Source organism: Exiguobacterium sp. K1 (assembly GCF_033721435.1).
Lineage (GTDB): Bacteria > Bacillota > Bacilli > Exiguobacteriales > Exiguobacteriaceae > Exiguobacterium_A > Exiguobacterium_A artemiae.
This window is the reverse complement of sequence record NZ_JAOTIT010000004.1, coordinates 246,530-256,807: the sequence shown is the minus strand read 5'-3', so window position 1 is coordinate 256,807 and position 10,278 is coordinate 246,530. Positions and strand designations below refer to the sequence as shown.

Here is a 10,278-nt window from a genome sequence, read left to right as displayed (position 1 = left end):
ATCGTTTGTTTTGAAAATGGTGGGCCTAAGTGGACTCGAACCACCGACCTCACGCTTATCAGGCGTGCGCTCTAACCAGCTGAGCTATAGGCCCGTCAAAAGCAAACAAAATATGGTGCACCCTGAGAGATTCGAACTCCCGACCCCTTGATTCGTAGTCAAGTACTCTATCCAGCTGAGCTAAGGGTGCGATATGGTGCGGTCGAGAGGACTTGAACCTCCACAGTGTTGCCACCACTAGGCCCTCAACCTAGCGCGTCTACCATTCCGCCACGACCGCAAATATAAAATTAGGAATTAAAAATAAAATGGTGTGTCATGCAGGATTCGAACCTGCGACCCTCTGATTAAAAGTCAGATGCTCTACCAACTGAGCTAATGACACGAAAAACTGGGCTGGAAGGGATCGAACCTTCGCATGCTGGAATCAAAATCCAGTGCCTTACCACTTGGCCACAGCCCAAAAATGGCGGTCCTGACGGGATTCGAACCCGCGATCTCCTGCGTGACAGGCAGGCATGTTAACCGCTACACCACAGGACCACATTTTTGTGAAACTTAAGTATGAAATTAAAAATGGTGGAGGATGACGGGATCGAACCGCCGACCCTCTGCTTGTAAGGCAGATGCTCTCCCAGCTGAGCTAATCCTCCAAAATGGTGACCCGTACGGGAATCGAACCCGTGATACCGCCGTGAAAGGGCGGTGTCTTAACCGCTTGACCAACGGGCCATTTTAAAACAATAATTATTCTCAAGTAACAAATTCACATAAGAGGTCTGGCGGAGATGGAGGGATTCGAACCCTCGCACCAGTTTCCCGGCCTACACCCTTAGCAGGGGCGCCCCTTATAGCCACTTGGGTACATCTCCAAAGATAATGGCTCCGCAAGTAGGATTTGAACCTACGACCTACCGGTTAACAGCCGGTTGCTCTACCACTGAGCTATTGCGGAACGTGACGTTCGTTTCAGAACACTTTTCTATATTAGCAACTTTATTTCTCTTCGTCAATGCTTTTTTAAAAAAGTTTTTAGTGACGAGAAGTTGTTTAGTTGCTGTCGTTTTGACGACTTCTATAATTTATCATGCTCCGAAATGAACGTCAACTACTTTTGTAAAAAATCTTTCCACGACATCTTCCGCAACGGTATCGCTCCGGATTCATCTTTCTTTTCCTTCTATATAATGTCCCACATTTCTCACACTCGTAAAGGTGATTCTTTTTTTCTGCTTCTTCTAGACGCGGACTGTAACGCAGCCCCCCGTATCGTTGCAACCACTCTTTAAAATCCTGATCTTGATGCCGGTGCCCCATTCCACGCAGATGTAAATGATAGTGGCACAGTTCATGAATGACGATTCCACGGAAGGTATTAAGGTCTCCCAAATGACTCCGATTGAAATCCAGATGATGATCGGTCAGAAAATAACGGCCCCCTGTCGTCCGTAAGCGTTCGTTAAAGAGTGCAACATGTCTAAACGGTAAAGCAAACACGTCGAGCGAGAGTTGCTCGACGTATTGCTGCAACTCTTCGTTCGTCATGACGGACTGACCATCGTCAGACCGATCCGTCCCCGTTCCGGTTCGACACTCGTTACCCAAACGGTTACGATATCACCGACGGCAATGACATCAAGCGGATGCTTGACCCGTTTTTTACTGAGCTTCGAGATATGGACAAGACCACTTTCCTTCACACCAATATCAACGAACGCACCAAAGTCGAGCACATTCCGGACCGTCCCCTGGAACTCCATTCCGACTTGAATCATATCCAGTGACAAAACATCTTGACGCAGTAACGGTTTATCGAGTGCTTCCCGCGGATCACGTTCCGGACGCTGCAATGCTTCAATGATGTCTCGTAATGTCGGTTCACCGACTTCAAGCAATTGAGCTGTTTCAGGTACGGATAATTCCCCGAGCCGAGTCCGCAGGTTTTCCGTTCCCACGGTCTGTAACGATAAACCAAGTTGCGTAAACAAGGATTCAACGGTTTTATATTGTTCCGGGTGAATCGGTGTCCGGTCAAGGGGATGACTGCCTTCCGGTATACGCAAGAAGCCGGCTGCCTGTTCATATGCTTTGGCTCCTAAACGCGGGACTTTCAACAATTCTTTCCGAGAGGCGAAAGCCCCCAGTTCCGAGCGTCGTTCGACAATCTTTTTAGCTGTCGCTTTCGTAATTCCGGCGACGTAACCGAGCAATGACTCCGAGGCCGTATTGACATCGACCCCCACCTGGTTAACGACCGTCTCGACGACGAAATCAAGTGTTTCTTTCAACTTCGTCTGCGTGACATCGTGTTGGTACTGTCCGACACCGACGGATTGCGGGTCCACTTTGACGAGTTCCGCCAATGGATCCTGCAAACGTCGTGCGATCGAGATGGCGGACCGTTGCTCGACCTGTAGATCCGGAAACTCGGTCCGGGCAATTTCTGACGCCGAATAGATACTTGCCCCTGCCTCATCGACAATCGTAAAGGCAATTTGATCATGTCCTTTAATCCAGTCAGCGACGAAGGATTCGGTCTCACGGGAAGCCGTCCCGTTTCCGATCGCAATCAATTCGATTCCGTACCGGTTCACGAGTTTCGTCAAGACTTGACGTGCCTCCTGCGCTTTTTGTTCCGACATCGTGAGATAGACGACACCCACTTCCTTCATTTCCCCTGTCGGATCAATCACGGCCCACTTACATCCGGTCCGGTACGCAGGATCGAGTCCTAACATCACTTTCCCTTTCATCGGTGGTTGCATATAGAGTTGTCGTAAGTTTTTTCCGAACACTTCAATTGCCTGGTTTTCCGCTTTATCGGTCAACTCATTCCGAAGTTCCCGCTCGATTGCCGGGAAAACCGATTTTTTATATCCTGTCTGGACGGCTTCTTCGACCAACTGACGTTTTTGTTCTGCCAATCGGCTGAACGGTCGCAACAAGTACGGTAATACATGTTGTTCATCGAGGACGATTTTGACGGAAACGATTTTTAACGCCTCGGCACGATTAATCGCCAAAATCCGGTGCGGCACGATTTGCCGGATCCGTTCACTGTACTCATAGTACTGGGCAAAGACACGTTTTTCGTCGACTGCGTCCTTTTTTAGTTTCGTGACGATATCTGCAAACCGGTAAGCTGTCTTCCGGATATGTTCCCGGACACTCGCCTGCTCGCCCCATTCTTCTGCGATGATGGCTTGCGCCCCGGCAATTGCCTCGCCTTCCGGATGTGCTGCTACATACTGATTAAATTGCTGCTCATCATATGCTTTTGGCGAACGTAAAAAGTCGGCAAATGGACTTAATCCTGCTTCACGGGCAATTTCGGCTTTTGTTCTCCGCTTCGGACGAAACGGTAAGTATAAGTCTTCAATTTGTTGTAACGTCGTCGCTCCCATCAAACTTTGTTGTAACTCGGACGTCAAGACACCCTGTTCTTCAATTTTTCGCAGGACATCTTCTCGTTTTGATTCCAGTTGTGTGATGCTTTTATGGCGGTCGAGGATCGCTTTGATTTCGACCTCATCGAGTTCTCCGGTTTGCTCTTTACGGTATCTCGCGATGAACGGAATCGTTCCCCCGTCTTCCGTCAATTGTAAGACAGCCTTGACTTGCGCCGGTCTGATGTTCAATTCTGTTGCGATTCTCTTCTCCATTTTCCTCACCTCTGTTTCATTATACCGAAGAATCAACAGGACACAAAAAAAAGACCGATGCTTCCGCATCAGTCTTTTGAAAATACTTCGTTCGGTTCCACTTTGATCGCTTCCCGTAATTTTTGCAACGCACGGCGCTGAAGACGCGACACATGCATTTGCGAAATACCAAGAAGTTCTCCTGTTTCCTTTTGACTCATGTTCCGGTAGTACGCACATTCTAAAATCGAACGTTCGCGGTCAGTCAAAACAGCAAAAGCTTTTTCAAGAATAAGCTTTTGATCCACCGAATCATATCCGTTTTCCTGGTTACCAACGAGATCCAGTAGTGTGACCGTACTGCCTTCCTGATCTGCTTCAATTGAACTATCAACAGATAAAGCCTGATAACTTTTACCCATCTCAAGGGTTTCAAGAACTTCCTCTTCCGATACTTCCAACCGAGCAGCAATTTCATCGATACGCGGTGAACGTTGCAGTTCTGTCGTCAGTTCTTCGACGGCTTTCTTGATTTTCGGTCCGAGTTCCTTGATTCGACGCGGCACGTGAACGCTCCATGTCTTGTCGCGAATAAACCGCTTGATTTCACCGATGATGGTCGGAACGGCAAAGGATTCAAAACTCCGGCCAAATTCTTTATCAAAACGACGAAGAGCGGCAAGCAAACCAATCATCCCGACTTGAACGAGGTCATCATGAATCGGACGGCCACGTGAGAACTTACGGGCAAGCGCCTCAACGAGGTCGGAATACCGAGCAAGTAAAGCAGCATGAACTTCTTCATCTTGATCATCTTGTTGATACAGGTCAATTAGACGAAGGACTTCATCATCACTGTGATGGCGTTGTTGAGACTTTGCTGGCACTTTGACCCACCTCATCTCTATTCATATATTTTGTCATATGGACAGTGACGCCGTTTGCTTTCTCGATCGTGACTTGATCCATGAGTGCTTCGATCATTAAGATCCCTAGTCCCCCCTCGTGCAGAGAGTCTAAATCATGAGATTCCGTAATTGGTTCACTTTGACGCTTCACGCTGTCTTTATCGAAAGTCACACCATTGTCTTTGACAATGATTTCAAGACGATCGTCCGGATAGACGTTACACGTTAAAGCCATTGATCCGTCCTGTTCTCCTTCATATGCATGTTGAACTGCATTCGCACATGCTTCAGAGACCGCAATTTTGATGTCTTCGATATCGTCGTACGTGTAACCCATCCGATTCGCGACACCCGAAACTGTCAATCGAGCAATTGCAACATATTCCGGTTTTGCCGGAAGTGTCATTTCAAGTTGTTCGTTCTTCATTGTTTCCCACCTCGTACACCACTATCGATTGTAATGATGCTTGAAAGACCTGTGATTTCAAACAAACGGCGGATGCGTTCAGAAACGCCGACAAGTGTAAATGATGTGCCGTTTTTCTTTGATGCTTTAAGCGCCCCGACAAATACACCAAGGCCTGTTGAATCCATATAGTGAATTTCATCCAGGTGCACGACAACGTCATTTGTTTCGACTGCCGGCACAAGTTCCTGGCGAAGTTTTGGTGCTGTATACGTATCAATCTCTCCTGCGATATAGAGATGCGTCTGACCATCTAATTGTTCTGTTTTAATTGTTAAATCCATCTTCAAGTTCCTCCTCAAGGAAAATCTGCTATGTGTTTTTTCTATCTCTATCTCTATTATCTCATAATAAAAAAAGTTCACTCTGAAATAATTCCCGGATTTGCTAATTCTTAAACCACTTTTTAAAAAAGTGTTCAAAAAAAGTCGCATACAGATGTATCGACTCTTCTCTCTGATCTATGTAAGTGCCTAAAAATCAATCAACCCTAAGCTGATCGCGACGGCACTATTTACTTTCATCATCGTGTCCGGATCTAGATGCGTGACTTTATCCGTCAGACGGCGTTTATCGATTGTACGGACCTGCTCAAGTAGGATGACCGAATCACGTTCTAATCCGTGTCGCTCTCGATATACTTCCACATGGGTCGGTAGTTTGGCTTTGTCGATCTGTGCCGTGATCGCAGCCACGATTACAGTTGGGCTGAATCGGTTACCAATATCATTTTGTAGGACAAGGACAGGACGAACGCCTCCTTGTTCCGATCCGACCACAGGTGACAAATTTGCATAAAACACGTCGCCACGTTTGACTATCAAAGCTTACACCCCGCTTACTTGACGTAGGAGCGAGAACTCCGCCTCCGTTTCAATCTGGAACATTTCGCCAACGATGGATAAATTGATCGCTGCCATTTCTTCGTAACCACGTTTCAATTCCTCACGTAGCTGACGCTTGCGTTCTTCGGTCGTATGGTTCGACTTCATCCCAATCGTCTCCTTCGCTACATTTCGCTCAACAAATTGCTTTTCCCGTTGTTGGACCAAGATAATGGCACCTCCAGATTCACTGAAACCTTAACGAACGACTCACTTTCTACTTCAATATATCAGTCAAATTCAGAAAATACAATCAAAATTCAAACAAATAACATTTTTTTACCATCATATTGATGTCTTTTAAAAAACTAGATGCGCGGGACCCGTTTCGAGAACTGACACAATACCTCATAGTTGATCGTCCCCAGCCAGTGCGCTGCTTCATCAATCGGGACACCTTGTCCAATCAACGTGACTTCTGTTCCAACCGGGTAATTGCGCGGCAAGCGGATCATCAACCGGTCCATACAGACCCGACCGACGATTTCGCACGGATAACCGTCGACAAGTAATGAATACCCCTGGAACTTGCGGGACCAGCCGTCCGCGTATCCGATCGGCACCGTTCCAATCCACTCATCTGTCGGCGCCGTGTAGGTCGCACCGTAACTGATCGTTTGACCGGGTTCAACCTGCTTGACCTGCATCAAACGACTTTTCAGCGTGAACGCCGGTCGTAAGAATTCGTAATATGGAATCATTTCGTCTGACGGCATCGCCCCGTATAAGGCAATCCCGATCCGGACGACATTAAAAGGATCCTGACCGATCAAACGGATGGCGCCCGCTGAGTTGGCCGCATGGATGTATCGAATATCCGGCACGCGTTCGACGAAATGCAGGAAAACGGTCTGTTGCTCGTCAAACAACCGGCTGTTTAATTCGTCGGCTGTCGCAAAATGCGTATAGATTCCTTCGAGTTCCATGACATCCGAATCCAACTCTTGTAAGACGGCATCCAACTCTTCCGTTGTCTGCAGTCCAAGACGGCCCATCCCGCTGTCAACCTTGATGTGGAGTCGTAAATGATCGACATCCGTTAAATGCTGTTTTGCTTCCCGCAACCAGTCGGCTGAAAACACCGGCACGGCGACGTCATAGTTCGAGGCGATCGGTGCATGTTCCGGCAAAAGCGTTTCGAGCATTAAAATCGGTGCCTGAATCCCGGCTTCCCGTAATTCGATTGCTTCTTCAAGCAGGGCGACAGCCAGTAAATCCGCCCCGTTCGCCAACGCGATTTCCGCGACCGTCACGGCACCATGTCCGTATCCGTCCGCCTTCACGACGGCCATCATCGTTTGATGACCGATTCGGGCCTTGATTTCCCGTACATTGTGCGCGATGGCTTCGCGGTCAATTTCTATCCAAGTTGGTCGATACATCTGAACTCCTCTTTTCTAATAAGACTTGTGCAGCCGCATAATGGTCGGAATGGGTAATGGAAAGGTGAATCGTCCCTTCAAACGGACCGGTCATGACCGGTCGTCCCGATGCTTCGTTCAACACTTCGAGATCAAGCCAGGATACGTCGGCACCGATGCCGGTCCCGAATGCTTTGACAAACGCTTCCTTTGCCGCGAACCTTCCTGCGAGATACTCAAGTTGCCGCTTATCAGACAAGGTGTAAAAACGATTCTGTTCTTCTGCCGTTAACACCCGTTTAACGATTCGCGGCTGACGCTCGAGCGTCTGTCGGATTTGTTCCAGTTCTACGAGATCGAGTCCTATTCCGAAAATCATTCCTGACGCCTCCACAGTTCTATTCTTCGCCATCTTCATATAGAATGAAGATGAAGCGAGGTGTTGTCATGTTTAGTCGAACGGAAAACTTACAAACGTTCACACGTTCTTATCCGGTCGTTTCGTTGTTCATTTTAATCCAAGTTGCCCTGTTTGTCATCGAACAGTTAAACCCCTTTTTCAACTTTGGCTTTTCGCCGCTCAATTACGGGGCAGCCATCAACTTGTTCATCGGTAACGGGGAATGGTGGCGTGTCGTAACCGCGACATTCCTACATTATGATTTTTGGCATATCGCCTTCAACACGTTCGCCTTAATCATTTTCGCACCTGCCTTGGAGCGGATGATCGGTCACGCGAAGTTTGCTTCCTTCTATCTTTTAGTCGGAACGCTCGCCAACGTCTTGACGTATTTTACGAAAATCAATGAACCGTTTTACGGTCAAGCGGGGGCTTCGGGCGCGATTTTAGGACTGCTTGGTTTTTACGTCTATCTGGGTCGTTTCAAACGGACTGTCATTTCAGCCGATGACGCGCGTCTCGTGTATATCTTCAGTGCCATCACAGCCATCTTCACCTTACTTGGTTCGAACGTCTCTGTCTTCGGTCACTTATACGGTTTCGTGCTCGGGTTCCTTGCCGGCTTCATCTTCGGAAAAGGAACAGTGCCGTTTACACGTCCGTTCAATACCGGAAGACGTCCTGCATCAGGCGGTCGCATCATTCATACGAGCGGTTCCGGACAACTCGGACGGATCGTCTTTTATGTCATCGTCGCCTTCGCCGTGTTCGGTCTGCTGGCCCGGTTCATTTGAAACACAATCCAAAAAGGAGCCCGTCTGAATTTCAGAATTCAGACGGGCTCCTTTTTATATTTCCTTATTTACGTAATGATTCCGCAAGATCTTTAATATCATCGATCAAGTTGTGGATCGTTTCCTGGTTATCTGTATATAAGGCACGAAGTTCTTCAAAACGGCCTTTCGGATCCTGTTTGACGGCTGAAAGTTGTGTCCCCGCTCCGCCGAATGTGCGTTTAAACGCAGCCAGTTGCGATTGACGTGTATCTTTATGAAGCATTGATAAAGTCGCACCTACAAGTGCTCCACCAAGCGTTGCTGCTAAAAAGTAATTCTTCTTCATCTGTTTTTCCCCCTAGACTAATTTAACTGTGATTACAGCGGTTGTAAAAGCTGATACCGTTTCATGACCGGGGAAGGCGAAAACGACTTCCCAGCCTCTTCAGCATACTGGTCGACGGTCAGTCGTTCAACTGATTTCGCATAACGCGAAGCATCCCCGTCATTGTTGAACTGAATCAACAGGACCAAATCCGTTCCCCGTTCGACACGGGCAATCCGGACGGCCTGGAAACTGTCGTATTCGGCTCCCAGTACTTTCGGATCCGACATGACATGGTGAACAAATAGATCACCGCTGTTCTGATCTGCCGGAATCGACCAATAAAATAGACTGCCTTGTTCATCAAAATTACCCCGTGTTTCGAGCAACGTATACGTGTTGCCGCTTTGGAACGGTGACTTCCCTTCTGTTTCGATAAACAAAAGAGCTTCCCCGCTTCCGCTTGCCGCCCGGATCTGAGGATCACGAGATCGAATTTGATCAACAAAACTGCCGCTACCGAATGTTATGGAAAGTTTAGATGGCATCACAGGCCTCCGCGAGTTCGAAGTCTTTGCTAGTCAGACCGCCTGAATCGTGGGTCGTCGCAGCAAGCGTAACGTTCTTATAGTCAATGATGATTCTCGGATGATGGTTGAGATGTTCCGCTATCGAACCAACCTCCTGTACAAAATCAAGTGCTGCCGGGAATGAATCCAGTGTATAGACACGGACGATTTCGTCATCGACGACACGCCATTCTGCCAATCCTTCTAGACGTTCTTCCACTTCGTACTCATTCAACCTTTTCATGCCATTTTCCTCCTCCACCATTATTTTCGTCCTATACCTTATACCCTACTTTTCCGGTTTCTTATACCTCCAGCGGATGGATTTCTTCCTTTTGTCTTCCGGCACAGATAGAGTACAATGTGAAGGAGAACACTATCTCTCAAAAAAGAAAGGGGCAGACGCTCATGCGTGCGCTAATCGTGATTGACTATACGGTTGATTTTGTAGCCGATGAAGGAAAGTTGACGTGCGGAAAACCAGGACAGGCCATTGAAGGACGCATCGCTTCACTGATGGATGAGTTCTCATCTGAGGATTACGTCGTCATCGCAAACGATATCCATGAAGAAGGAGACACGTTCCATCCGGAAACCGTCCTCTTCCCACCCCACAACATCCGGGGTACGCACGGCCGGGATCTTTTTGGACAAGTAGCCGAAATGGCACGTGTCGCAGATCATGTCATCGATAAAACACGTTACAGTGCTTTTGCCGGGACGGATCTTGATTTACGGTTACGCGAACGTTCGATTCAGGAAGTCCATCTCGTCGGAGTCTGCACGGACATCTGTGTCCTGCATACAGCAGTCGATGCGTACAATCTGGGATATAAAATCGTCGTCCATGCCGACGCCGTCGCAAGTTTCAATGCGGTTGGTCACGACTGGGCACTTACACATTTCAAACAATCGATCGGCGCAGATGTCGTCGGCGAATAAGAAGGG

Annotated in this window: 14 protein-coding genes and 10 tRNA genes; 2 read left to right on the top strand and 22 right to left on the bottom strand. The window is 47.9% G+C overall.

All coding sequences use genetic code 11. The features are described from left to right. Positions 1–17: 17 nt before the first annotated feature. The 19 genes from N7U64_RS11070 to acpS all read right to left on the bottom strand — a co-directional run bounded on the left by N7U64_RS11070 (position 18) and on the right by acpS (position 7,639). A tRNA-Ile gene (locus N7U64_RS11070) sits at positions 18–94 on the bottom strand. Positions 95–113: 19 nt separating this feature from the next. Beyond that, positions 114–190, bottom strand: a tRNA-Arg gene (locus N7U64_RS11065). A 4-nt stretch (positions 191–194) separates the two neighbouring features. Next, positions 195–280: transfer RNA gene (locus tag N7U64_RS11060), tRNA-Leu, on the bottom strand. 29 nt (positions 281–309) lie between these two features. Then, positions 310–385, bottom strand: a tRNA-Lys gene (locus tag N7U64_RS11055). 6 nt (positions 386–391) lie between these two features. After that, positions 392–463 (bottom strand) — tRNA-Gln (locus N7U64_RS11050). Positions 464–467: 4 nt separating this feature from the next. Continuing rightward, positions 468–543 (bottom strand) — tRNA-Asp (locus tag N7U64_RS11045). 34 nt (positions 544–577) lie between these two features. After that, positions 578–653, bottom strand: a tRNA-Val gene (locus N7U64_RS11040). Between the two features lie 4 nt (positions 654–657). Then, positions 658–732, bottom strand: a tRNA-Glu gene (locus tag N7U64_RS11035). 48 nt (positions 733–780) lie between these two features. Further along, a tRNA-Ser gene (locus tag N7U64_RS11030) sits at positions 781–872 on the bottom strand. An 8-nt stretch (positions 873–880) separates the two neighbouring features. Then, positions 881–955: transfer RNA gene (locus tag N7U64_RS11025), tRNA-Asn, on the bottom strand. A gap of 149 nt (positions 956–1,104) precedes the next feature. Next, the gene (locus N7U64_RS11020) at positions 1,105–1,545 is read right to left on the bottom strand and encodes a SprT family protein (protein WP_318929805.1); all 441 of its coding nucleotides are present in this window, start codon (positions 1,543–1,545) and stop codon (positions 1,105–1,107) included. Further along, a complete protein-coding gene (locus N7U64_RS11015) occupies positions 1,542–3,662 on the bottom strand; it encodes a Tex family protein (protein WP_318929804.1) in 2,121 nt (706 codons plus the stop codon). Before N7U64_RS11015 ends, N7U64_RS11020 begins: the two co-directional genes overlap by 4 nt. A 68-nt stretch (positions 3,663–3,730) precedes the next feature. Next, a complete protein-coding gene (sigB, locus tag N7U64_RS11010) occupies positions 3,731–4,528 on the bottom strand; it encodes an RNA polymerase sigma factor SigB (RefSeq protein ID WP_012371666.1) in 798 nt (265 codons plus the stop codon). Then, the gene (gene rsbW, locus N7U64_RS11005) at positions 4,494–4,976 is read right to left on the bottom strand and encodes an anti-sigma B factor RsbW (RefSeq protein ID WP_012371667.1); all 483 of its coding nucleotides are present in this window, start codon (positions 4,974–4,976) and stop codon (positions 4,494–4,496) included. Before rsbW ends, sigB begins: the two co-directional genes overlap by 35 nt. Next, positions 4,973–5,299, bottom strand: a complete 327-nt coding sequence (locus N7U64_RS11000; protein WP_318929803.1) for an STAS domain-containing protein — start codon at positions 5,297–5,299, stop codon at positions 4,973–4,975. The genes rsbW and N7U64_RS11000 overlap by 4 nt, the downstream gene beginning before the upstream one ends. 189 nt (positions 5,300–5,488) lie before the next feature. Beyond that, positions 5,489–5,839, bottom strand: coding sequence for a type II toxin-antitoxin system PemK/MazF family toxin (locus tag N7U64_RS10995; RefSeq protein WP_014971520.1), 351 nt, complete (start codon positions 5,837–5,839; stop codon positions 5,489–5,491). 3 nt (positions 5,840–5,842) lie between these two features. Then, positions 5,843–6,067, bottom strand: a complete 225-nt coding sequence (locus N7U64_RS10990; protein ID WP_012371670.1) for a hypothetical protein — start codon at positions 6,065–6,067, stop codon at positions 5,843–5,845. Between the two features lie 140 nt (positions 6,068–6,207). Continuing rightward, positions 6,208–7,281: an alanine racemase gene (gene alr, locus N7U64_RS10985; protein WP_318929802.1), complete on the bottom strand. Its 1,074-nt coding sequence runs from the start codon at positions 7,279–7,281 to the stop codon at positions 6,208–6,210. Then, positions 7,253–7,639 carry a holo-ACP synthase gene (acpS, locus tag N7U64_RS10980; RefSeq protein WP_012371672.1) on the bottom strand — a complete coding sequence of 129 codons (387 nt, stop codon included), beginning with the start codon at positions 7,637–7,639 and terminating at the stop codon, positions 7,253–7,255. Before acpS ends, alr begins: the two co-directional genes overlap by 29 nt. Positions 7,640–7,707: 68 nt before the next feature. Between acpS and N7U64_RS10975 the strand changes: the two genes are divergently transcribed. After that, on the top strand, positions 7,708–8,454 hold the full coding sequence (locus tag N7U64_RS10975; RefSeq protein WP_318929801.1) for a rhomboid family intramembrane serine protease: 747 nt from the start codon (positions 7,708–7,710) through the stop codon (positions 8,452–8,454). 64 nt (positions 8,455–8,518) lie between these two features. Here the strand turns inward: N7U64_RS10975 and N7U64_RS10970 are convergent, their stop codons facing one another. From N7U64_RS10970 to N7U64_RS10960, 3 genes are read right to left on the bottom strand one after another with little or no spacing between them, the layout of a single operon-like run. Next, complete coding sequence (locus tag N7U64_RS10970) at positions 8,519–8,782, bottom strand: hypothetical protein (RefSeq protein WP_290828228.1); 264 nt, start codon at positions 8,780–8,782, stop codon at positions 8,519–8,521. A 32-nt stretch (positions 8,783–8,814) separates the two neighbouring features. Beyond that, on the bottom strand, positions 8,815–9,309 hold the full coding sequence (locus tag N7U64_RS10965) for a hypothetical protein (RefSeq protein WP_012371675.1): 495 nt from the start codon (positions 9,307–9,309) through the stop codon (positions 8,815–8,817). After that, positions 9,299–9,574: a 4a-hydroxytetrahydrobiopterin dehydratase gene (locus N7U64_RS10960; RefSeq protein WP_026827240.1), complete on the bottom strand. Its 276-nt coding sequence runs from the start codon at positions 9,572–9,574 to the stop codon at positions 9,299–9,301. Before N7U64_RS10960 ends, N7U64_RS10965 begins: the two co-directional genes overlap by 11 nt. 164 nt (positions 9,575–9,738) lie before the next feature. Between N7U64_RS10960 and N7U64_RS10955 the strand changes: the two genes are divergently transcribed. Further along, positions 9,739–10,272 (top strand): cysteine hydrolase family protein, encoded by a 534-nt coding sequence (locus N7U64_RS10955; protein ID WP_214766529.1) that lies wholly within the window; start codon positions 9,739–9,741, stop codon positions 10,270–10,272. Positions 10,273–10,278 lie beyond the last annotated feature (6 nt).

Bases quoted from the DNA above. Each gene is read 5' to 3' on its own strand.
- N7U64_RS11020 (WP_318929805.1), bottom strand. From the start codon at position 1,545: ATGACGAACGAAGAGTTGCAGCAATACGTCGAGCAACTCTCGCTCGAC.
- N7U64_RS11015 (WP_318929804.1), bottom strand. From the start codon at position 3,662: ATGGAGAAGAGAATCGCAACAGAATTGAACATCAGACCGGCGCAAGTC.
- rsbW (WP_012371667.1), bottom strand. From the start codon at position 4,976: ATGAAGAACGAACAACTTGAAATGACACTTCCGGCAAAACCGGAATAT.
- N7U64_RS11000 (WP_318929803.1), bottom strand. From the start codon at position 5,299: ATGGATTTAACAATTAAAACAGAACAATTAGATGGTCAGACGCATCTC.
- alr (WP_318929802.1), bottom strand. From the start codon at position 7,281: ATGTATCGACCAACTTGGATAGAAATTGACCGCGAAGCCATCGCGCAC.
- acpS (WP_012371672.1), bottom strand. From the start codon at position 7,639: ATGATTTTCGGAATAGGACTCGATCTCGTAGAACTGGAACAAATCCGA.
- N7U64_RS10975 (WP_318929801.1), top strand. From the start codon at position 7,708: ATGTTTAGTCGAACGGAAAACTTACAAACGTTCACACGTTCTTATCCG.
- N7U64_RS10970 (WP_290828228.1), bottom strand. From the start codon at position 8,782: ATGAAGAAGAATTACTTTTTAGCAGCAACGCTTGGTGGAGCACTTGTA.
- N7U64_RS10965 (WP_012371675.1), bottom strand. From the start codon at position 9,309: ATGCCATCTAAACTTTCCATAACATTCGGTAGCGGCAGTTTTGTTGAT.
- N7U64_RS10960 (WP_026827240.1), bottom strand. From the start codon at position 9,574: ATGAAAAGGTTGAATGAGTACGAAGTGGAAGAACGTCTAGAAGGATTG.
- N7U64_RS10955 (WP_214766529.1), top strand. From the start codon at position 9,739: ATGCGTGCGCTAATCGTGATTGACTATACGGTTGATTTTGTAGCCGAT.